14 protein-coding genes are annotated in these 23,337 nt (G+C 46.4%); 10 read left to right on the forward strand and 4 right to left on the reverse strand.

Features of this window, described 5'->3' with window-relative positions; genetic code table 11:
- Nucleotides 1–39: 39 nt before the first annotated feature.
- Nucleotides 40–1,473: a sialate O-acetylesterase gene (locus tag ACGHVY_RS24090; protein WP_390602029.1), complete on the reverse strand. Its 1,434-nt coding sequence runs from the start codon at nt 1,471–1,473 to the stop codon at nt 40–42.
- A 266-nt stretch (nt 1,474–1,739) separates the two neighbouring features.
- Here ACGHVY_RS24090 and ACGHVY_RS24095 point away from each other — a divergent pair, with 266 nt between their 5' ends.
- Genes ACGHVY_RS24095 through ACGHVY_RS24125 form a run of 7 tightly spaced genes read left to right on the forward strand, consistent with a single transcriptional unit; the run spans nt 1,740 to nt 14,383 of the window.
- Nucleotides 1,740–5,012: a SusC/RagA family TonB-linked outer membrane protein gene (locus ACGHVY_RS24095; protein WP_390602030.1), complete on the forward strand. Its 3,273-nt coding sequence runs from the start codon at nt 1,740–1,742 to the stop codon at nt 5,010–5,012.
- Nucleotides 5,013–5,040: 28 nt separating this feature from the next.
- Nucleotides 5,041–6,852, forward strand: a complete 1,812-nt coding sequence (locus ACGHVY_RS24100) for a RagB/SusD family nutrient uptake outer membrane protein (RefSeq protein WP_390602031.1) — start codon at nt 5,041–5,043, stop codon at nt 6,850–6,852.
- Between the two features lie 20 nt (nt 6,853–6,872).
- Nucleotides 6,873–8,687, forward strand: coding sequence for a heparinase II/III family protein (locus ACGHVY_RS24105; protein ID WP_390602032.1), 1,815 nt, complete (start codon nt 6,873–6,875; stop codon nt 8,685–8,687).
- A 24-nt stretch (nt 8,688–8,711) separates the two neighbouring features.
- Nucleotides 8,712–10,643 (forward strand): heparinase II/III family protein, encoded by a 1,932-nt coding sequence (locus ACGHVY_RS24110; RefSeq protein WP_390602033.1) that lies wholly within the window; start codon nt 8,712–8,714, stop codon nt 10,641–10,643.
- Between the two features lie 14 nt (nt 10,644–10,657).
- Nucleotides 10,658–11,833 (forward strand): glycoside hydrolase family 88 protein, encoded by a 1,176-nt coding sequence (locus ACGHVY_RS24115; protein ID WP_390602034.1) that lies wholly within the window; start codon nt 10,658–10,660, stop codon nt 11,831–11,833.
- A gap of 18 nt (nt 11,834–11,851) precedes the next feature.
- Entirely contained in the window at nt 11,852–12,325 is a 474-nt protein-coding gene (locus tag ACGHVY_RS24120; protein WP_390602035.1) for a hypothetical protein, read from the forward strand.
- Nucleotides 12,326–12,361: 36 nt separating this feature from the next.
- A complete protein-coding gene (locus ACGHVY_RS24125) occupies nt 12,362–14,383 on the forward strand; it encodes a hypothetical protein (protein WP_390602036.1) in 2,022 nt (673 codons plus the stop codon).
- 243 nt (nt 14,384–14,626) lie between these two features.
- On the opposite strand, the gene ACGHVY_RS24130 is transcribed toward ACGHVY_RS24125, so the two are convergent.
- Nucleotides 14,627–16,306 (reverse strand): SulP family inorganic anion transporter, encoded by a 1,680-nt coding sequence (locus ACGHVY_RS24130; protein WP_390602037.1) that lies wholly within the window; start codon nt 16,304–16,306, stop codon nt 14,627–14,629.
- A gap of 246 nt (nt 16,307–16,552) precedes the next feature.
- On the opposite strand from ACGHVY_RS24130, the gene rbr reads away from it, so the two are divergent.
- Nucleotides 16,553–17,131: a rubrerythrin gene (gene rbr / locus ACGHVY_RS24135; RefSeq protein WP_005676804.1), complete on the forward strand. Its 579-nt coding sequence runs from the start codon at nt 16,553–16,555 to the stop codon at nt 17,129–17,131.
- Between the two features lie 65 nt (nt 17,132–17,196).
- Here the strand turns inward: rbr and nadB are convergent, their stop codons facing one another.
- Entirely contained in the window at nt 17,197–18,768 is a 1,572-nt protein-coding gene (gene nadB / locus ACGHVY_RS24140; RefSeq protein ID WP_390602038.1) for an L-aspartate oxidase, read from the reverse strand.
- A 106-nt stretch (nt 18,769–18,874) separates the two neighbouring features.
- Between nadB and ACGHVY_RS24145 the strand changes: the two genes are divergently transcribed.
- Entirely contained in the window at nt 18,875–19,267 is a 393-nt protein-coding gene (locus ACGHVY_RS24145; protein WP_390602039.1) for a PH domain-containing protein, read from the forward strand.
- Between the two features lie 14 nt (nt 19,268–19,281).
- Entirely contained in the window at nt 19,282–20,625 is a 1,344-nt protein-coding gene (gene lpdA, locus ACGHVY_RS24150; protein WP_390602040.1) for a dihydrolipoyl dehydrogenase, read from the forward strand.
- A gap of 171 nt (nt 20,626–20,796) precedes the next feature.
- On the opposite strand, the gene ACGHVY_RS24155 is transcribed toward lpdA, so the two are convergent.
- Entirely contained in the window at nt 20,797–23,319 is a 2,523-nt protein-coding gene (locus ACGHVY_RS24155) for a M60 family metallopeptidase (RefSeq protein ID WP_390602041.1), read from the reverse strand.
- Nucleotides 23,320–23,337 lie beyond the last annotated feature (18 nt).

Consider the following 23,337-nt stretch of genomic DNA (forward strand, 5'->3'; position numbering starts at 1 on the left):
CTCCTGTAAACAGGTTGATTACTCCTTTTATAGAAGCCTTTATTTCACATCATCCCACGTATCTGTGCGGAATGGGAAAGCACTCAATCCGAAAGTATTCCGCAGAGTGATATTCCCTGCATAATTACGGAAAGCATAGCGCACGGCAACCGGCTGTGCCACCTCTTCACTCCACACTTCTACCGTGTTGGTACGTCCTACAATTTTTGCTTTCGCCGGATAGAACTTCTTGTCCGCTCCCGCAATCTCGAATCCTTCCAGTTCGGAGAAAGTAGGGAACAACCCCGCAGATGCATTATCGAATGTCACTATGGCCTTTTTGTCTGCATAGTCTACTTTGGTCATCATCGGGCCGTTGGATGGCAATCGGCGGATACCGTATGTTTTAGTCAATGCAAGCGTAGCCAACCGAAGCCCTACTACATCTTTCTGTGGCGGATGGATGCAGAATTCATCACCGATATCCGTAGTGGGCACCATGCCCGAATTAGGGATTGTTTTCAGTGCTTCCACTTGTGCTTCACGCAGCAAGGCGGCACCTGTATTCCGGCTGTTTTCATATTTGTAAGGAGCAATCTGCACATAATAGAAAGGCATATCGGGCGCTTCCCACACATTTCTCCATAGTTGTACCATAGCAGTCATCATTGGTGCGTAGAATTGGTAGTTGGATATGTTCGATTCTCCCTGATACCAGATGAAACCACGTGCCGTGAAGTTCTTAACAGGCCATAACATTGAGTTGTACAAACATTCCAGACGTTGGTGTATATCCCGTTTAGGGCTTTTGGCGGCTTCCATGTCCATACCCTCGATAGCACCCAAAGTCTGTTCGTCCATCCATGCTTCGATTCGTGAACCACCCCAACTGCTGATAACCAGTCCCACAGGGAGATGAAGTGTCTCTGTCAGTTGGCGGGCAAAGAAATAGGCAGCAGCACTACAGTCAATCGTGGTTTCGGGTGACGATACTTCCCATTTTCTTTTCTCAAAATCCGTGCGGCGTTTTGTCTCTTTTGTTTTCGGTACGGTGATAAACCGGATACGGTCACGGTAGTTACTTGCATTCAGCAACGTTTCAAGTGAGTTGTCAATGGGTTGTGCCGTATTTCCCATCATACGCATTTCCATATTCGACTGTCCGGAGCAGATCCACACCTCTCCTATCAGTATATCCGAGAGAGTGACCGGAGTTCCGTCGCTGATAGTAATGGAATAAGGAGTATACCCCCCTTCGGGAGTGTCTACTTTCACCAGCCAGGCCCCGTCTTTATCCGTAGATGCCTGATAAGTCCGGTTGTTCCACGAAGTGGTGACAGTTACTTTCTTACCGTCTGCCCAACCCCATAACTTAACGGAACTGTTCTGTTGAAGTACCATGTGATCTCCCATCATTGCAGGAAGTTTTACTTTGCCTTGTGCAATCGGCAGGAATAAAAGTGATAAAATAAGAAGTAGAAAATGTTTTTTCATACTGTTTTTATTAGATATTCGACGAATAGTTATTAGGTATCGGGCAAAAATACAACCTATTTTTAAATATGGAATAAAATTATCTAGTCATTTTCTGATAAAAACTAGTCGAATTCTTAAAAGATTGTTTTTCCTTTCCATTCTCCTCCGAATTTTATTAATTAGTGGCATCAATCGCCTAAACAGTATTATTAGATTGGCTAAATATCCCATTTCTTTGCACTGTGAGTATTTAACAACCTAATTGTTTCATTAAATCTAATAAAATGAAAAAGAAGCATTATCTATTATTTTTATTGGCTTTGCTCTTTTTACTGACGGATGTGGTGTGGGCACAAACATCTGTTACGGTAAGTGGAGTAGTGATCGATGAGAATGGAGAAACCCTGCCGGGTGTTTCCGTTGTTGAGGTAGGTACAATGAACGGTGTCCTGACAGACCTGAACGGACACTACACTTTAAAAACAACTTCTGCCAAATCTTCCGTTTCTTTCAGTTACATTGGTTATCAGACCACCACGCTTCCCCTGAACGGGCGTACGAAACTCGATGTACAGATGAAAGTGGAAACGAAAGTGCTGGATGAAGTAGTGGTAGTGGGCTACGGTGTACAGAAGAAAGTGAATCTGACCGGCTCCGTGACTTCCATCAACTTTGCCGACCAAACGGAGGGACGTCCCATCATGAGTGTTTCTTCGGCCCTTTCGGGACTTGCCGCCGGTATGAACGTCACGCAGGCTTCAGGACAACCCGGTTCGGACGGTGCCACCATCCGCGTCCGCGGTAACGGTACTTTCAATACCAATTCCCCATTAGTCCTGGTGGACGGTATCGAATGGAGTATGGACAATGTGAACCCCAACGACATCGAAAGCATCTCCGTACTGAAAGACGCTGCCTCCACAGCTATTTATGGTACGCGCGCCGCCAACGGAGTCATTCTTATCACCACCAAAAGCGGGAAAGGCAAACCGCAAATCTCCTATTCTTATTCGGGAGTCGTGCAGATGCCTTACAATAACCTCTCTTTCGTAAGCGATTATGCTCGTTATATGGGACTGGTGAACGAGGCTTGCGACAATGTGAACACCAAAGGTATCTTCTCACAGGAAAGCATCGACCGTTGGCGGGCTGCTTCTGCCGATCCCAACGGGTTGAACGAGTACGGAGTACCCAATTACGTGGCCTATCCCAACACTGACTGGTTCGATGAAGTATTCGACACCGGATATTCGCAGGAGCACAACCTGTCTGTTTCCGGCAGTTCGGAGAAAGTGAAATACATGCTCTCATTGGGCTATCTCGACAATCAGGGAGTCATGAACCGCTGGAACCTTGACTCAAGTACGCAGAAAATCAATTTCCGTACCAACCTGGAAGCCAAGATTGTGAAATGGATGACCGTCGGCACCCGCCTTTACGGACAAAAACAGGATTACGGAATGGCTAATATCAGCAACGGATTCAAGTATCTCTATCAGACTACTCCGGGCGTATATCCCGGCGAGCCGAACTATTGGGGACGTGCCGCACTGGCCGGCGAAGAATCTTCCAATGCCAATAATATCTTCGGTCAGATGGCGGGAGCCACCGGTTTCAATACCGTATGGCGTCTCAATGCTTCAGTCTACGGAATTATCACGCCCTATAAAGGCCTCAACATTGAAGGTACATTCAATTATTCGCCGACATTCACTGACAAGTCTTCTTATAGCCGCCAGAATGGTTATTGGGACTACGTCACCGACCAGCGTGTCAGCGAAAGCGCATTGGAGAACGCTTCCATCACCAATACGAGCGCACGCACCTGGCGTCAGAGTGCCGAAATATTGGTGCGCTACAATACAACCATTAAGAAAGACCACGATCTGGGCGCACTGCTCGGATATTCCGCACAGGAATATTACAGCAAGAGCTTTGCTGTTTCCCGTAAAGGCGCTACGGACTGGACGCTGAACGAACTAAGCACCTATGAGACGCTCGTCAGCTCTTCCAGCTCATCGCCTGCCAAATGGGGGCTGCTCTCTTATTTCGGCCGTGTCAACTACGGATATAAAGGACGTTATCTCTTTGAAGCCAACCTTCGTGCCGATGCCTCTTCCCGTTTCGGTGTGAACCAGCGTTGGGGATATTTCCCCTCATTCTCCGGCGGATGGCGTATCTCGGAAGAATCATTCATGCAGGGAGCATCGGACTATCTCTCTAACCTGAAACTCCGTGTTTCCTGGGGAAAGACAGGAAACAACTCTACGGGCAACTACGACTGGCAGGCAAACTACGCCACAGGCAATGTCGTAATCGATGGTGAAGGAACCAAAGGACTGGTACGCAAAAAACTAAGCAACGACAAGCTGCATTGGGAAAGTACCGCCACCACCGACATCGGACTTGATTTCGGCTTCTTCAACAACCGCCTGACGGGTGAAATAGACTATTATAATAAATATACTTCGGACATTCTCTACCATCCCGAACTCTATCTTTCGATGGGTGTCGTAGGCTCTGCTCCCGAAAATCTGGGTGAAGTGCGCAACCGCGGTGTTGAATTTACCCTGAACTGGAACGACCGCATCGGCAAAGATTTCGAATATCGGGTAGGCATGAACTTCTCTTTCAATGCCAACAAGGTAATGAAATTCAAAGGCGAACTCCAGAAGTACTGGATGTATGATGCGCAGGGAAACAAAGTCAGCTATGTCAATAACTTCAGTGATGTGTCCGAATCCGGTTTCGGAGGTTACATCTGCGAAGGCCGCCAACTGGGGGAAACCTATATGTATAAGGTGTACAGAGGTTCCGGTGAAGGCTATACCGGCGGTGCGGTGGATATCCATGCGGGACCGAAGGACGGAATGATACGTACGAAAGAAGATATGGTATGGGTGCAGGCCATGATTGACTCCGGTTATTCGTTCGGAGGAATGAAGACGGTTGCCAAAGACCAGCTTTGGTATGGTGACATTCTCTATGCCGACAGCAACGGTGATATGAACTACGGTGATACCAACGACCGGGATTTCTCCGGACACACCAGTGTCCCCAAATTCAACCTGGGTTTCAATTGTGCTTTCTCTTACAAGAACATTGATTTCTCTATGTTATGGTCGGGAGCTTTCGGGCATTACCTCAACTGGAATACGGATTACTACAACTCGACACTGGTCAGCCACGGATATGGCATTATCGAGCATATCGCCGATAACCATTACTTCTTCGATCCTTCCAATCCGGACGATCCGCGCACCAACCAGTCGGGCAAATATCCCCGTCTGACATACGGTACTACCTATAACAACAGAATCCAGAGCGACTGGAACGAATATAAGGGCGACTACTTCAAGTTGAAGAATATCCAGATCGGCTATACGTTGCCGCAACGGATTTCCAGCAAGTTCTTTGTTAGCAGGCTCCGTGCTTTCGTGTCGATGGACAATATCCTGACGATTACCAGCTATCCGGGACTCGATCCGGAGATAGGAACTGCCATCGGTTATCCGTTGATGCGCCAGATCTCTTTTGGCGGACAGATTACCTTTTAATGATGTAGAACTAAAAACAGAATCTGATATGAAAAAGATATTAATGATTTTAACGATGGCGCTGGCTGCTACCTCCTGCATGGATATTCTCGATGTGGCGCCGGAAGACCAGATCGCAAGTGAAAACATGTGGACTACGGAGGAGCTTGCCGACAAGGGAATGGCAGGACTCTACTATCCGTTCTATGCCACCCAACTCTCCTCCACCCAGCTTCGCCGCGCCGACGGACTGAACCGTCAGGGAATCGAAGCCATGAGTTTCGCGACCGATTATTATTCCAATAACTATCCGGTGGAACTGCTTTCGCTGGCTACCAAACCTGCCAATGACTTTCAGGTGTGGTATGAATGGAAGTTCTGTTACACCATTATCCATGCGTGTAATGATGCGATTGCCAATCTGCATAAAGCGGATATGGGCGCTAATAAACTGGCGCGTTATCAATGCGAGGCCCGTTTTCTTCGTGCCTGGGCATACAATCGTCTGAATATGCTCTATCAGGGTGTCCCTGTTTATCTGGAGCCTATCAATAACGAAGACTGTACTCGTGCACAGTCATCTGCGGATGAAGTATGGCAAGTGATTCTGGATGATTTGACGTATTGCATCAATAATCCCGACTTTCCTAATAACACCTTGAATGAAAACTACGGCCGTCCTTCTAAAGGAGCCGCTTATGCCCTGCGTGGTATGATATATATGTGGAAGAAGCAATACAAGGAAGCAAGCAACGATTTCAAAGAAGTGGAAACGTGCGGTTATGGCTTGTGGACAGGCGAATATGCCGACTTTTTCAAATATGAAAACGAAAAGGATAAAGAAATGATTTTCTCGCTCCAGTTCAGCGAAGAAACCGGTTATTGTGATAACATTCAGCAAATGACCGGTGCTCGCGATACGTATGATGGCTGGACGGAAATAAAACCTTCCGCAGACTTTGTGGACTACTATAAGAACGCGGACGGATCGGACTTCAAATGGTCGGAAGTAGACGGCCTGCAAGACTGGGACTTGCTGACTCCGAAACAGCGTGAAGTCTTCTTCTGCCGTGACGGGCTGGAATCCATGTCCTCACAGAAGAATGCGCTTATCAAACGGGTAGGTGAAGATATTTATCAGAAATATTACCTGAACAGCGGCAATGAAGCCCGTATCAAAAAGGCGTATGACAGTCGTGACCCGCGTCTGCAACAGACCGTCGTCACTCCTTATGTGCCGGTGGACTGCTACAAACCTAATTATGCAGGGGATGTCAACCAGATCGGTAAACAACTCCGTTGGCCGTTGAAGGAACAGGGCACGAATGGCGGAGACTTCTGGCTCGATAAACGTACTTCTGCTTTTTATTGCTATCGCAAGTACAACGAGTTTGAGAAAGGCCGTTTGATTAGCCGGAGCCGTTGCCATACCGACTGGCCGTTGATTCGCTATACCGATGTACTGTTGCAGTATGCCGAAGCATTGGCGCAGACCGATCAGATAGGAGAAGCCATCCGTCTGGTGAATAAAGTACGTACCCGTGCCCATATGCCTGTACTGACAGAGGGTGGAAGCGGCCCGTGCGCAGTGAACGGAAAAGAAGACATGCTTGAAAGGATACGCTATGAACGTCGTGTGGAATTCTGCCTCGAAGGAATCAACTTCTTTGATGAAGTACGTTGGGGAACCTATAAAGAAACCAAATTCCAGGGGAAAGACGTGAATGGCGGCAAGTCGTGGTGGGGCGAACTGGTAGAGTATAACTGGTATTATGCCGAATCTATGTGGCCGTGGACTGCTCCTATCTCTGAAACGCAAAAGAACCCGAACCTGACTAAACGAAGCGGTTGGGCATATTAATCATAAAGATTTGAATAAGGATGAAGAAAATACTTTTACTATTACTCATTTTTGTATCCGGTTGCACAGGTGTAGTTGCGCAACAGTTTGATTATGGCAAGATAGCACCTCATCCCCGGTTGTTATTACCGGCAGGAGGAGAAGAAGCCATCAGGAAAGCCATTGCGGAGTATCCCCCGTTGGCCGCTGTTCATCGGCGGATCATGGAACTTTGCGACCGGACACTTACGGAACAGCCTGTGGAACGTATCAAAGAGGGTAAACGCCTGCTGGCGATTTCGCGCATCGCGCTGAAGCGTATCTATTACCTGTCCTACGCTTACCGTATGACGGGAGATCAGAAATACGCTCTTCGTGCGGAACAGGAGATGCTGGCCGTCAGTCGTTTCACCGACTGGAACCCCACTCATTTTCTGGATGTGGGTGAGATGGTAATGGCATTGGCTATCGGTTATGACTGGCTGTATGACTCTTTGCAGCCCGACACCCGCCGGATGGTGCGCGAAGCAATCGTCGCAAAAGGGTTCGATGCGGCAAAGAACACCCGTCATGCCTGGTTCTATACAGCCAAGAATAACTGGAATTCTGTATGTAATAGTGGATTGGCGTATGGCGCGCTGGCTCTTTTTGAAGAGATTCCGGAAGTATCGGAAGGCATCATAGAGAAATGCATGGAGACAAATCCGAAAGCGATGGTAGGTTATGGCCCCGACGGAGGTTATCCCGAAGGGTTCGGATATTGGGGGTACGGGACGAGTTTTCAGGTAATGCTCATTGCTGCGCTCGAAAGTGCTTTCGGCACAGACAATGGGCTCTCCCAAGCCCCCGGCTTCATGGAGTCTGCCCGTTTCATGCAGTATATGACGGCTCCGGGCGGAGACTGTTTCTGTTTCTCGGATTCTCCGGTAGAGGCGGAGTGTAATATGATGATGTTCTGGTTTGCAGGCAAAGCGAAAGACCTTTCTCTGTTGTGGATTGAACGTCAGTATCTCGACCGGCCGGATATGCCGTTTGCCGAAGACCGTTTACTGCCCAGCCTGATGGTGTTCTGTTCGCAGCTCGACTTGAAGAATATCGGCAAGCCGAAGAAAAACTTCTGGTTCAGTCGCGGAGATACGCCTGTGTTTATCTACCGTGGCGGATGGGACAGCAAGAAAGATACCTATCTGGGAGTGAAAGGCGGTTCGCCTTCTACCTCTCATGCGCACATGGATGCCGGTTCGTTTATCTTCGAGAGAGACGGGGTGCGTTGGGCAATGGACTTGGGTATGCAGAGTTACATCACGCTCGAAAGTAAGGGAGTAGACCTGTGGAATATGTCGCAGAACGGACAACGATGGGAAGTATTCCGGCTAAGCAATATCGCTCACAACACCCTGACAATTAACGGCGAACGGCATTTGGTAGAGAGCAATGCTCCGATCACCCGTACTTTCGAGTCGAAGAAACAGAAAGGGGCGGAAGTAGACCTGTCGGGTGTGTTTGCCAACAGTGTGAAGAAAGCCGTCCGCACCGTGATATTGGATCAGAAAGACCACCTGGAAGTGACCGACCGGTTGGAGACGGGAGACAAGGAAGCTGCCGTATCCTGGATAATGGTCACTCCGGCAGAAGCTAAAATAACGGGTAAAAATCGGATGGAATTGACCAAAGACGGCCAACGGATGCTGCTGACGGTAGATACTGATACGGAAGTAGAAATGAAAACCTGGTCGAACGTGCCCCCGCATGAATATGATTTCCGCAATCCGGGAACGATCCGCGTTGGCTTTGAGACGGTGATTCCTGCCAATCGTGCCGTGCAACTGAAAGTACGACTTATTCCTTTGAAGTAGTAATACAAATAAATTCATTGAACCATGAAAACGATTCTTTTTAAAACAATCATCATAGCTTTCTTTGTGGGAATGGCCGTTAGTTGTTCCGATGAAGATGAGAACAGATTCCGTCCGGGATCTACCCATGAGAAACCGAATCCCACAGAGCCGGAGGGTGGACTGGATTATTCCAAACTGACCGCGGATAATCATCCTCGCCTGTTGATGAACGCCGAGGCTTTCACTGCGTTGAAAGCCAAAGTAGATGCCAATTCGAGTGCCAATCTGACCTTGCTACATAATACCATTATGGGTGTATGCAACAGCAAAGGGATGAACGCCACGGCACTGACTTATAAATTGGATGCCAGCAACAAACGTATCCTCGATGTGTCCCGTGATGCATTGCTGCGTATTTTCACCTGCGCTTATGCCTACCGGATGACTGGTGATGCCAAATACCTGACTAAAGCGGAAACGGATATGAACGCTGTCTGCAACTTTCCCGACTGGAACTCGAAACGCCACTTTCTTGATGTGGGCGAAATGGCTACGGCAGTTGCGTTCGGTTACGACTGGCTCTACAACGAACTAAGCGCAGCCACCCGTACGAAAGCGGCCAACGCACTGTTGAAGTTTGCCTTCCAACAAGCACAGGATAAGAACTGGAACCTCAACTTCTACGAAGCCACCAACAACTGGAACCAGGTCTGCAATGGCGGACTGGTCTGTGCGGCACTGGCTTCTTATGAAAACAATCCTTCTGAAGCAAAGGACATGATTGAAAAGGCGCTGGAATCCAATAAACCTGCATTGGAGGTGATGTATTCTCCCGACGGCAATTATCCGGAGGGCAGCGGTTACTGGTGTTACGGCACGCTTTATCAGGTATTGATGCTTGCCGCCCTCGACAGTACGCTCGGCACGGATAACGGGCTTTCTGATACACCGGGATTCTCCAAGACGGCAGAGTATATGCTGTATATGACAGGCTTGAACAGCAAGTTCTTTAATTATTCCGACTGTGCCCCCTCCTCTACTGCGGCATTGGCTTCGTGGTGGTTTGCCGATAAATACAGTAATCCGTCCTTATTATATAATGAGCTGAAAATGCTGAAGAACGGCGAATACGCTTCCTGTGCCGAAAATCGCCTGTTACCGATGATTATGGCGTTTGCCAATAATCTGAACCTGGACGCGATCTCCGCTCCTTCCAATAAATTATGGAGTGGAAAAGGGGAAACGCCCGTGGTGATGGTACATACCGATTGGACGTATACCGATACGGATAAATACCTCGGAATCAAAGGCGGCAAGGCAGGTTCGAGTCACGGACACATGGATGCCGGTTCGTTTGTGTACGATGCGTATGGAGTGCGCTGGTCGATGGATTTCGGTCTGCAAAGTTATACAACGCTCGAATCGGTATTAGCCGGTTTGGGTGGTAATCTTTGGGATATGGGACAGAACTCGATGCGTTGGGATGTATTCCGCTTGAATAATTTGAATCATAGCACGATTTCAATCAATGACGCCCGTCACCGGGTAAATGGGGCGGCTACTCTGACTACTACCATCAATACTGCTACGGAATTGGGAGCCACTTTCGATCTGACAGAAGTAGTGTCCGATCAGGCTGCGTCCGCTACCCGTACCGTGAAAATCGTGAACGATAAAGATTTAGTGGTCATGGATGAGATCAAGGCAAGAACGGATAAATCCGCCAAAGTACGCTGGTGTATGGTGACGCCTGCCGTTCCAACGGTGGAAAGTAACCGCATCGTACTAACTAGCGGAAGTAAAGTGATGTATCTCACAGCCAGCGGAAGCGTGAAGCCTACCTACAAGCAATGGAGTACCACCAGTGAGAACTCTTATGACCAGGCTAATCCGGGCACTTATATGGTCGGCTTTGAAGCAACGGTTACCGCCAACCAGACCGCCACATTTACCACAACCCTGTCTCCCAAATAAAAAGAATGGAACGTATGAGAATCTTATTAATATCTATACTCGGACTTTTGACATTGGTCTCCTGCACGAAGCAGGAGCCGATGGAGGCGTTGATTGACCGTGTATTTACCGTTGCGGAGCAACAATACACGGCTATGGATGCCCGCCTGACAGAAAAGACACTTCCCCGCACGCTCTCTGCCGACGGTGAGTTTGTTCCCTCGAATATCTATTGGTGGTGCAGCGGTTTCTATCCCGGTTCCCTCTGGTATATCTACGAATATACCCGGAAGGACGCAGTGAAAACACTGGCCGAGAAGAACACGCTGAAACTCGACTCTATACAATATGTGACTAGAGATCATGATGTCGGTTTCCAGTTGAATTGCAGTTACGGGAATGCTTTCCGGCTGACAGGTAATGAGGCTTATAAACAAGTGCTCTATCAGGGCGCCAAATCCTTGTCAACCCGCTTCAATCCTACTGTCGGTGTAATCCGTAGCTGGGACTTTGTGCGCAAAGGCTGCGACTGGAAGTACCCGGTGATTATTGACAATATGATGAACCTTGAACTGCTGTTGTCCATGTCGAAAGCCTACGCCGACGACTCTTTGCAGAACGTAGCCTGTACGCATGCCAATACCACTATCCAGCATCACTTCCGGGATGATTATTCTACGTATCATCTGGTGGATTATGACCCTGAGACGGGTGCAGTGCGCGGTAAGCAAACGGTGCAGGGCTTCTCGGACGATTCCTCCTGGAGTCGTGGACAGGCATGGGCCTTGTATAGCTATACGATGATGTTCCGCCTGACGGGGTATCAGAATTACCTGTTGCAAGCCGGACATATCGCCGATATGCTGCTCCGCCGTTTGCCGGCCGACGGTATTCCTTACTGGGATTTCGACGCTCCGGTAGAAGAGCAGACTTATCGGGATGCTTCCGCAGCGGCTATCATGGCCTCCGCCTTTATCGAACTAAGCCGTTATATCCCCGGCACGGAAGCCAAGGAATCTTATCTTGCCATGGCAGAAAAGCAACTCCGTACGCTTGCCTCGAAAGAGTATCTGGCAGAACCGGGTACGAACGAAAATTTCATTCTGAAGCATAGCGTGGGGGCACTTCCTGATAAAAGCGAAGTGGATGTCCCCCTGACGTATGCCGATTATTACTTTCTGGAAGCATTGCTGCGCTATAAGAATCTATAAACATAAAACTAATACAATATGATTATGAAGAACTTACATATAAATATGGCATTTATCTTCGTACTACTGCTGATAACTGCCTCCTGTTCGGACAAGGATGATTCGGCTCCGCGTGTCATTCCCACTATGAACCTGATAGTTTCGGAGATTGCGGACAATACGGCTCTGATTACTTCCGAGCAGCAAACAGGTACTACGTTCGGAGCGAAAGTCATTGATTTCTATCCGGTGGCCGATATAGGCTTTGATTATAACATTGAGGTGAAACTGGTGAAGTTCGTAGAAGAGAACGGAGTGCCTGTATCTCTGCCTTACACTCACAAAATTGTCGAAGGGTTAAAGCCGGGAGTCAATTATATCAGTGCGATCATCGCCTATAATGCCGAAGGGCGTGCCGTATGTTCCGCTTTTCAGACATGGAAGGCATCGGGAACGGAAGGAATGTGGAGTGATGACAACTCTGCCGGTGAGTTGGAAGAGAATGAGTGGTAAGTAAGAAATGGTGTAACTTCAAAAGAATACATGAATATGAAAAATATATTATTAGCAGTCTGCGTAGTGGCTTTGGCAATGACGGGCTGCACGCAAGAGGATATCTTTTCGTCTGACGGGAATAAAGAACTGTTGGAAGAGTCGCAATTCACGTTGATAGGGCTTACTTCGGCCCGGACGCGTACTTCTATTGGTGATAAGACGGGAGATATCTATCCGGTACTTTGGAGTGACGGGGATGCTCTCGGACTTTTTTCCCGCACCGAAGGGGCGGATATAGATAATGTGGAGGCTTTGTTGAGCGACGAATCTGTCGGACAGAACTCCGGTGTTTTTACAGCGGAAGGTGTGAATCCTGCGAAAGAGGGAGAAACGAAGATTCTTGTCTATTATCCTTATAAAGCAAGTACGAAACTGGCGGACGAGGGTAATAAGATTACCGCTTCTCTCGCTACTGAACAGGAGCAGAGCAAGCCCGGGGATAGTCATCATATCGGTAAATATGGTTTTGCCTATGCAACAACGACAGTGAACAGTACAAGTAAATCTGCACAGTTTTCTCTGAGGCATCCAATGGCGTATGTGAAATTCAGCATTTCTTCACAGGAGCTTTCTACTTATAAACTGAAAAGTGTGTCTTTATATGATAAGGATACCCGGACACCTCTTTCCGGTACGTTTACTGCCAATCTGGATACGGACGAACTGACTTTTGATTCGGAAAATAAACCGTATGCAACTGTTTCTTTAGCCGTTCCCGAACTACTTGCCACTACTCAGGAGGTCTATCTGACCACGTATCCGGCAGAATTGAAAGATAAGCAGGTCTACATCGTTGTCACTCTGGAAGGTGATAATCAGACGACAGTTACCATCCCTATCTTGAAAGAAGGTAAATCGTTACAGGCAAATGCTGTCAATGTCATTGCCATCAACGACCTGAAACTTTCGGATAACTCATGTGAATGGTATGAGCCCGTGGAGACACGTTTGCTAGTCGGAGGATGGGCATATGGCGAATCAAACTGTATAATGACTACTATTTCTTCTTCCGGTGTGAACAATACGATTAGTGTAAAGGCGCGTGGTAACTTTATGGAAGTGGAAGAACCAAAATATGCCGGAACTATTTTCAACTGTGATTTGAACAACGGTCATAAGATGGTTGGTGTCAATGGGTCTACAACGGATATTTCTCCGGTAAGCAGTGATTATAATATTACGGTCAATTCTTATAAAATTTCGAATGGTTATGATGGTGGTTGCGGTCAGGTAGCGATTTATGGAGAAGACCGCTCGACTGTTATATGGAGCTTTATTGTATGGATGACGCCTGTTCCGGCAGAACATGCTTACGGGAATACCGGCTATATTGTCCAAGATCGTAATTTGGGTACATATACGGTAGAAGATAACTGGAAGACGAATGGAGTTTATTTCCAATGGGGACGTCCTACTCCGTTCGGCTGGGGAGCAAATGGTTATTACTCGATACCTACCGAGGCTACGAGTGTGCGCTTCTCCATAGAACATCCCCGTGAGTTGCTTTATACTGCGACAGTGGATAATACAAAGTCCGACTGGTATTTGGGAGCATGGACAGGTGCACGTACTGACCGCAAGGATGATTTTTGGGGAAATCCGAACGAATCTAATACTTTTAATAATCCGTCTGACGGTCATAAATCTATCTATGACCCTTGTCCGAAAGGTTACCGTGTGGTATCTCCGGGAGTACTGGCAGAGGTGGAAAAGAGCGGCGAGTATGTGAAGCAAACGAGTATCGGAGTGATAAAATACTGTTATGACGGTACAAACTATGCTTATTGGCCGTTAGCAGGTGCCCGCTGGGGATCTAATCCGTCAGACCGTACCACTAATAATTCTACAACTGCCGCTTGTTATTGGTCGAACTCACCTGCTACCAACTACGGAAATGATAAAGACCAGGGTGGCAGTGCCATATATTATAAATCGGCAGATAAAACATGGACTCATTCCGCGGGGCGTTCTCATGCTTTTTCCGTACGTTGTATGAAAGATACGGAGAATCGTTAATCTTTTCCTGTCGGGATTATAAATAGAATCTCCCGCTATATGAAAGCTTTTTGTTTTGAGAAGTACATAAAAGCCTTTCATATAGCGGGGGATTTTTTCGGATAAGGGTTATAAAACGGCCAACCTGTCTCCTTTTTCAGAGTTTAAAGGAATGTGAGGAACTCAAACATTTCTCAATGTTATGAGAAAAACACTCATCGAGATGAGAAAATATTCGAAGTGTTCTCTCTTTTCCAATCTGTACTATTTCATAATGCTTTCCGCTCTTTCCAACGCCACATTAATGTTCGGACAGATATTATCTTTTCCCAGCAATTCATAGAAACCTGCTTTTTCCAGTACTTTATGTACCTTATCGTTTACACCGGAAAGAATAACGGTAATCTTTTCTTTCTGCGACATTTCACAAAGCACAGTCAGGTTGTGAATACCCGTAGAATCAATGAACGGGACTTTCCGCATACGGATGATACGTACTTTCGGACGGTCACCCAATTGTGCCATTGTTTCTTCAAACTTGGTAGCAATGCCGAAGAAATAAGGGCCGTTGATTTCGTATACCTCTATGCCTTTGGGAATCATCAGGTTTTCTTCGTGTATGGTAATGTCCGATTCTTTATTCGGGTCAATCTCGTCCGTGATTACGGAAATCTCGGTCGTCTCCATGACACGCTTCATAAAGAGCACGCAGGCAATGACTAATCCTACTTCGATGGCAACGGTCAAGTCGAAGATGACCGTAAGGAAGAAAGTGATAAGCAGGACGGTGACATCTGATTTCGGATTTTTCAATAAAGCCTTGAATACACGCCAGCCGCTCATATTATAAGATACAATGACTAACACGCCGGCAAGACATGCCATCGGGATATATTGCGCCAACGGCATCAGGAAAAGCAGAATCAGGAGCAGAACTACCGCATGGATAATGCCGGCTATCGGTGTCTTGCCACCATTGTTGATATTCGTCATGGTACGGGCGATAGCTCCGGTAGCGGGGATGCCGCCGAACAAAGGAGCTACTATATTTGCCGCGCCCTGTGCGATAAGTTCCGTGTTGGAGTCGTGCCGGTCGCCAATCACACCGTCGGCTACGGTGGCAGATAGCAATGATTCGATAGCACCCAATACGGCAATAGTGATAGCTACCGGGAACAATTCTCTGATAGCTTCCCAGTCCAAGGCAGGTACAACGGCATCGGGTAATTCTGATTTGATAGTGAAGCGGTCGCCTATCGTCTGGATACAGTCGATTCCGCCGAAAGTCTTCATCAGATAAACGGCGGCAGTGACAACAACAATTGCTATCAATGAACCGGGGATTTTCTTTGAGAACTTGGGAGTAATGGCAATGATGATAATGCTGACAATACTAACAATGGTGTTCCACCAGTTGATTGTATCGAAATGACGGAAATAAATCATCCACTTGCCTACAAAATCTCCCGGAACTTTCTCATCTCCGAAGGATAAACCGAAGATATCGGCAATCTGGGTAGTGAAAATGGTGACGGCGATACCACTGGTAAATCCGACAATGATAGGATAAGGGATGAACTTGATGACTGCCCCGAGTTTGAACACTCCTAGTAATACAAGAAGAACGCCCGCCATAAGCGTGGCTACAATCAGTCCGGCTTCTCCATATTGCTGGATGATGCCGTAGATGATAACGATGAAAGCTCCCGTCGGACCACCGATCTGGACTTTGCTTCCGCCCATCAGGGAGATGATAAATCCGGCGATGATGGCAGTGATAATACCTTTTTCGGGCGATACTCCCGAAGCGATACCGAAGGCGATAGCCAATGGAAGTGCCACGATACCTACGATGATACCGGCCATCAGATCCGCCATAAATGTTTCTTTTGAATAATTCTTTAAACAAGAAACCAGTTTGGGTTTAAATTCAAATAGCTTCATTTTTATGAGTTGTTATACGTGTAATCCGTTCCTTTTGCAAAGTAGAGGTTGCAAAATTATATAAAATAATCGAAATAAGTATGTTATCCAGCATATTATTTGTCTGTTGATAGATTTCATCAATGTCCTGATAGTTTTTATTTATAAAGAAAAGACAGTTTATTGCGAACAATTCGCTTATATTTGCGTTGTAAATAGTACGACAAGTTACGTTCGGTAATCACCAATTTAAAATATATATAGATTATGGCTAAGAGCATTAAAGGAACTCAGACAGAGAAGAATCTGTTGACTTCATTCGCAGGAGAATCACAGGCAAGAATGCGTTACACTTATTTTGCAAGTGTGGCTAAAAAAGAAGGTTACGAACAAATTTCTGCAATTTTCACAGAAACGGCTGATCAGGAAAAAGAACATGCAAAACGTATGTTTAAGTTCCTGGAAGGCGGTATGGTTGAAATTACCGCCAGCTATCCGGCTGGTGTAATCGGTACTACACTCGAAAATCTTCGTGCCGCAGCAGCAGGTGAACATGAAGAATGGTCACTGGATTATCCTCACTTTGCAGATGTGGCAGAACAGGAAGGTTTCCCGATGATTGCTGCGATGTACCGCAACATTTCTATCGCTGAAAAAGGTCACGAAGAAAGATATCTGGCTTTTGTGAACAATATCGAGAATATGACAGTATTCGCTAAAGAAGGCGAAGTAGTATGGCAATGCCGTAACTGCGGTTATATTACCGTAGGTAAGGAAGCTCCTGAAGTTTGTCCGGCATGTCTGCATCCGCAAGCATACTTCGAAGTGAAGAAAGAAAATTATTAATCTACCTCCATAGATTAACCGGATAAAGAAAATGCCGCTTGCAATCATTTGCAAGCGGCATTTTTTTATTTCTTTGCGTGAGGATAATCAATCGTGTAATGCAATCCGCGGCTTTCCTTGCGCTCCATTGCCTGGCGCATAATCAGATAACCGACATTCACCATATTACGCAATTCACAGATTTCTCTGGAAGCGACACTGCGTTTGAACAGGCTCTCAGTCTCCTCGTAGATAATATCCAGCCGATCCCAGGCACGTTTCAGGCGGAGGTCGCTGCGGACAATACCCACGTAAGTACTCATAATCTGATTGACTTCCTTCATGCTCTGCGTGATGAGTACCATTTCTTCCGGAGAACGGGTTCCCTCATCGTTCCATTCGGGAATGTCTTCGTTGTAGGAATACCGGTCTATGACTTGCAAGCTATGTTTGGCGGCTGCGTCGGCATAAACAACGGCTTCTATCAGTGAGTTTGAAGCCAGGCGGTTTCCCCCGTGCAGTCCTGTACAAGAGCACTCTCCTACTGCGTAAAGACGTTCGATGGAAGACTGTCCGTTCAAGTCTACGAGGATACCGCCACAGAGATAGTGGGCGGCCGGAGCTACCGGGATATAATCTTTAGTGATGTCGATGCCCAGGCTCAGGCATTTTTCGTAGATATTGGGGAAATGTTTCTTTGTTTCTTCCGGGTCTTTGTGGGTGACGTCCAGATAAACATGGTCGTCTCCGCGATTCTTCATCTCGTTGTCAATGGCACGTGCCACGATGTCACGCGGGGCAAGCGAAAGACGCGGGTCATATTTCTGCATGAATTCCTTGCCATCCATGGTGCGGAGTACGCCACCGTAGCCGCGCATTGCTTCCGTAATCAGGAAAGAGGGGCGGTCGCCCGGATGATAGAGGGCGGTGGGGTGGAATTGTACAAATTCCATATCTTTCACTGTACCTTTGGCACGGTAAACCATGGCTATACCGTCTCCGGTAGCGACTAGCGGATTGGTAGTCGTTTTGTAGACGGCGCCTACTCCGCCGGTAGCCATCAAAGTCACTTTGGCAAGGTAAGTATCCACTTTTCCGGTTTTCGGGTCGAGGATATAAGCACCGTAACATTTAATGTCCGGTGTCTGGCGGGTAACGGTTACTCCCAGATGATGCTGTGTCAGGATCTCAATGGCAAACTGGTTTTCGATTACCGTAATATTCGGATGCCGTTGCACGGCTTTGATCAGGCTGTCCTGTATTTCAGCTCCTGTGTTGTCTTTGTGGTGAAGGATACGGAATTCCGAGTGTCCCCCTTCGCGGTGCAAGTCGAATTCGCCTTTCTCGTTTTTGTCGAAGTCCACTCCCCACTTAATCAGTTCTTCAATTTGTGCAGGAGCTTCGCGCACTACTTTCTCCACTGCGGCACGGTCGCTGATCCAGTCGCCGGCGTTCATGGTGTCTTCAATGTGTTTGTCGAAATTGTCTACCAGCAGGTTGGTCACGGATGCTACCCCGCCTTGTGCGAAGTACGTATTGGCTTCTTCCAACCCGCTTTTACAGATAAGAGCAACTTTACCTTTGTGCGCCACTTTCAGCGCAAAACTCATACCGGCAATTCCGGAGCCGATAACGAGGAAATCGAATTTTCTTACCATAATTTTGTTATTTCTCACCGCAAAGCTACAAAATAAGTTACTTCGTTGTACTTTTCGTTGTCACTAATTCATAAAATTGCTACCTTGCAGGCAAAAATCTGACAAAATGAATCGAATTTTTCATGCCCGCATCGCCTGGTACCAGTATTTCCTTCTGGCAGTACTTACAGTAAATGCCGTCGGCGCTTTGTGGTGTAAATATATCTTGCCGGCTGTGCTGTTTATGCTCATGCTTATTGTAGTGATCGAACAGATCATACATACAGTCTATACGGTGACTACGGACGGAAATCTCGAAATATCCCGCGGGCGCTTTATCCGCAAGAAGGTAATTCCTATTTCCGAAATCACGACTATACAGAAATACCGTTCCATGAAATTCGGAAGTTTCTCGGTGACTGATTACATACTGATAGAGTATGGAAAAGACAAGTTTGCTTCCGTTATGCCTGTCAAAGAACGGGAATTTATGGAACTGATTGAAAAGAAAATGAACTAAATAAGTTATATACTATGAAATACCAAGTGATTATTATCGGCGGCGGTCCTGCCGGGTATACGGCTGCCGAAGCTGCCGGCAAAGCCGGTTTGAACGTGTTGCTTATCGAAAAGAAGAATCTGGGCGGTGTATGCCTGAACGAAGGGTGTATCCCGACCAAAACCCTGCTCTATTCGGCAAAAACTTATGATGGCGCAAAGCATGCGTCAAAGTATGCGGTAAATGTATCCGAAGTCTCTTTCGACCTGCCCAAGATTATTGCCCGCAAGAGCAAAGTGGTACGTAAACTGGTATTGGGAGTGAAAGCAAAACTGACCTCAAACAATGTTACGATACTATCGGGAGAAGCGCAAATCATAGATAAAAATACAGTCCGCTGCGGTGAAGAAACTTACGAAGGCGAGAATCTGATACTTTGCACCGGTTCGGAAACCTTTATTCCCCCTATTCCCGGAGTGGAAACGGTGAACTACTGGACGCATCGGGATGCATTGGACAATAAAGAACTGCCTGCTTCTTTGGTTATCGTCGGTGGTGGAGTGATAGGAATGGAGTTCGCTTCTTTCTTCAATAGCCTGGGAGTGCAGGTGACGGTAGTTGAAATGCTGGATGAGATTCTTGGCGGAATGGATAAGGAACTTTCCGCTCTGCTGCGTGCTGAATATGCAAAACGGGGCATTAAATTCCTGCTTAGTACGAAAGTTGTCGGTCTGTCGCAGATGGAAGAAGGGTCTGTCGTTTCTTATGAAAATGCAGAAGGAAGTGGTAGCGTGGTAGCGGAGAAGCTGCTGATGAGTGTCGGCCGTCGTCCCGTAACGAAAGGCTTCGGACTCGAAAATCTGAATCTGGATAAGACAGAGCGTGGTGCTATCAAAGTGAATGAGAAGATGCAGACTTCCGTACCTGGTGTTTATGTCTGCGGTGACCTGACCGGATTCTCTTTACTGGCACACACAGCCGTTCGTGAAGCGGAAGTGGCTGTACATTCTATATTAGGTAAAGAAGATGCTATGAGCTATCGTGCCATTCCGGGCGTTGTCTATACCAATCCGGAGATTGCCGGAGCGGGTGAAACGGAAGAGTCAGCCTCAGCGAAAGGCATTACTTATCAAGTCGTAAAGCTGCCGATGGCATATTCCGGTCGGTTTGTGGCGGAAAACGAGGGAGTGAACGGAGTCTGCAAAGTATTGCTGGATGAACAGGAACGGGTGATTGGAGCGCACGTGTTGGGCAATCCGGCTTCGGAGATTATTACGCTCGCAGGAACTGCCATTGAACTCGGATTGACTGCGGCGCAATGGAAGAGGATTGTTTTCCCTCATCCTACGGTAGGTGAGATATTCCGGGAAGCGTTGTAGGGGACTATTGTTTCTGAAAACGGAATTTTTACTAAGCGACAGCGCAGTGAGCGGTGGCGCAATTACTTGAAATATAATTTTAATTAGCTTTTAGATATAAAAAAGGACTGCTTCGAGTGAGGCAGTCCTTTCTGTTTTATATAAGGAAATATGAGATCTTTATCAAGTGACTTATTCTTTCTTCATTTCAATCCTCTTTCCATCTGCCTGCACAGCATAGAATTTAGTTGTTCCGTCAATGGTGACTGTCGGTGGAATTGAATACGAGAGGAAGTTGAAGAAGTATAGTAATTCTCCATTTTCATTGTCTTTACGTATTTCGAATGCAACCGCTTGTGTACCGTTATTTATAGTAATCCTGTTTGCCGATAGATTATAAGTCGGGGTACCTGTAATCTTCACATTGTCCTTGAACAGTGAATAATGCCCGACGTCACCTACTTGATAGTTTTCAATGCCGACATCCCCATTTTTACGATCTTCCAAGTAGCAGATGGGAGGTACTTTCTTGGAAAATCCTGCCATATACTCTTTTGTTTGGTCTATCATTGTTTGATTTACGATATATATAAATGATTCATACTGCTCATAGTTTGTGATAGCTACCGGTCTAAAGAATCCCCATCTGTCAAAGAACTCTGTCATATCCATATTAGCTACCTTACAGACGGCTTTGGCATATTGCATTTGTGCTGTTCCCGGACTATAATAGTTGAGAGGATTAGTACGTAACTCTTTGAAAAGTTCCTGAAAGAAATTAGGCATATTGCCTAAACGGTGGAAATAATTCCATAATTGCCATTGCATGCGCATGTGCAATTCTGCATCTTCATTTTGGTAAGAAGCATTATCTCCTAATAATACCCATGCCTTCTTTTGCCTGTAGGATTCTGCAAGTACGCTGATTTCCCGTCCGCGTGAGCAATATTTGCCGAGTTTGTATAATACATAATTGGAGAAGATGTTATTGCTTGATTCCGTACAACTTGCCCAGTTGATAGCCCCTTGATGAACGTGTCCAATTTCATGTGCCGGGCCCCACACATTGTCTTTCTCCGACATCACCTTTTCGGGTATCAGAATCTTATAAAGCGTACTTTTTGCAAAAGCAATCCGTCGCTCACCTCCCCACATATAACTGCCTTCCGGAGAGATGGCTAATATATGGTTATTCATTTGGGAAGGTTGGATATTTTCAATCCCCATCAGTTCTTGCTCCCATTTAATGATGTCGTTCCAGAAATTAAGGGTTGGCATGATTTTGCGTTGTACCACTTCACGCATTTTGTCTGTATGGAAATAGAACATGATTCTGTCTCCACGTACGCAAAAATATTTGTGAGTAGCTTTGGATAGCAATTCTGCATATTTCTCATCTGTCTTGTGCTTCTCGACATCAAAGTATCCGGTTACTTTACCACTTCCCAGCGGAATGTGAATCTTGATTGGCAAGGCGTTTGATGAGGTTATGTCAGTAATGTATTTTATGAACAACTGTCCATCATTTTGCATAGTGAGTTTGTTTATTCCCGGTTTTAGTGAGTAGGTAGGGCCTGTCCAACTTGGTTGCACGTATTCATGGTCTTCTGTATAGCTGGTTGTCTCTTCGCCAATACATTGGAGGTATATTGTCTGTTCATGGATATCTCCTACTAGTACAATCAGTTCATCATTCTTTTTCACATGAATTCCTGTCGGATTATCCAGATCAGTATATTTCTTTATTCGTAGTTTGGTTGCCCAATCTTCATTGTTACTATATGCCTTATATTCCTGAATACGGAAATCTTTCTCCCATTCATTGTATCTGCCGTCTCTCAGGGCATAAGCAATGCGCTTGAAGTAATCAGATTTCAACTTTTCGATGGCAGCTTTATCAACGTTTGGTTTCAACTCCGAACAAGTGATGTCTGTAAATATATCTAATAACAAATCTTTGGTGTAGAATTCCATTTCACTACAACCAGCCATATTATTTTTTCCTTCTTGAACCTCAAATTTTATCTTGGTTGCTTTTATTCCTGAGTCGAAGTGAATAGTTGTGCTTTCGTCCTTCATGTTGAAGTCATAATCTCCTTGCAATACGTAGTCCGGATTCTCGGCGGTGGCTACGGATACTTTCACCTTTCCGAATTGTCCGCTGCTGCTAGGCTTGTAAACAAAGTAATTAATGTCTTCAGTTCCTTCGAGAAAGTATTCTAAAGTTGCAGGAACAGTATAACTCATATAGGGTCTGGGAGTACCATCCCATGTGTTTTCAATTCCGTTTGCACCTGCCGGATCACTACCTTCTCCCCCGGTAGGCATCACTCTGGCATCTTTGCCGTCCGTAATTACCACATCATTCTCTCCATATTGATTGACTGTCAGTGTATATTCGGCAACCGGAGAGGTGACCTTGATGGCAGTCGTTCTTTTCTTCTTGTCGGGGTTGGCTTCGAATGACAGTACGAGGGAATTCCTCTTCTTTCCATGTGTAATCCATGAATCACCGTACTCCACTTCCCAGTCGTTGATGGTCAGTGAGCTGCTGATAGGAACATAAACAGTCGTTGATTCCTTGTCGACATCGACAATTAAATCTTTGGGGGAAATTTCGAAAATACCGCCGGCAATATCATCAGATTTGCAGGAAGATAAGATGATGCCATACATCATCAGGCTAAGGCATATCGCTAATATTTTTGTTTTCATTGTGTTTAAATTTTTATG

It is taken from the genome of Bacteroides sp. f07 (assembly GCF_042854785.1).
Taxonomy (GTDB): Bacteria; Bacteroidota; Bacteroidia; order Bacteroidales; family Bacteroidaceae; genus Bacteroides.

Excerpts from the sequence above, each read along its gene's own strand:
- ACGHVY_RS24110 (WP_390602033.1), top strand. The coding sequence starts at position 8,712 with ATGAAAACGATTCTTTTTAAAACAATCATCATAGCTTTCTTTGTGGGA.
- ACGHVY_RS24120 (WP_390602035.1), top strand. The coding sequence starts at position 11,852 with ATGATTATGAAGAACTTACATATAAATATGGCATTTATCTTCGTACTA.
- ACGHVY_RS24155 (WP_390602041.1), bottom strand. The coding sequence starts at position 23,319 with ATGAAAACAAAAATATTAGCGATATGCCTTAGCCTGATGATGTATGGC.
- lpdA (WP_390602040.1), top strand. The coding sequence starts at position 19,282 with ATGAAATACCAAGTGATTATTATCGGCGGCGGTCCTGCCGGGTATACG.
- ACGHVY_RS24100 (WP_390602031.1), top strand. The coding sequence starts at position 5,041 with ATGAAAAAGATATTAATGATTTTAACGATGGCGCTGGCTGCTACCTCC.
- ACGHVY_RS24115 (WP_390602034.1), top strand. The coding sequence starts at position 10,658 with ATGAGAATCTTATTAATATCTATACTCGGACTTTTGACATTGGTCTCC.
- ACGHVY_RS24125 (WP_390602036.1), top strand. The coding sequence starts at position 12,362 with ATGAAAAATATATTATTAGCAGTCTGCGTAGTGGCTTTGGCAATGACG.
- ACGHVY_RS24105 (WP_390602032.1), top strand. The coding sequence starts at position 6,873 with ATGAAGAAAATACTTTTACTATTACTCATTTTTGTATCCGGTTGCACA.
- ACGHVY_RS24095 (WP_390602030.1), top strand. The coding sequence starts at position 1,740 with ATGAAAAAGAAGCATTATCTATTATTTTTATTGGCTTTGCTCTTTTTA.
- ACGHVY_RS24090 (WP_390602029.1), bottom strand. The coding sequence starts at position 1,473 with ATGAAAAAACATTTTCTACTTCTTATTTTATCACTTTTATTCCTGCCG.
- ACGHVY_RS24145 (WP_390602039.1), top strand. The coding sequence starts at position 18,875 with ATGAATCGAATTTTTCATGCCCGCATCGCCTGGTACCAGTATTTCCTT.
- ACGHVY_RS24130 (WP_390602037.1), bottom strand. The coding sequence starts at position 16,306 with ATGAAGCTATTTGAATTTAAACCCAAACTGGTTTCTTGTTTAAAGAAT.
- rbr (WP_005676804.1), top strand. The coding sequence starts at position 16,553 with ATGGCTAAGAGCATTAAAGGAACTCAGACAGAGAAGAATCTGTTGACT.
- nadB (WP_390602038.1), bottom strand. The coding sequence starts at position 18,768 with ATGGTAAGAAAATTCGATTTCCTCGTTATCGGCTCCGGAATTGCCGGT.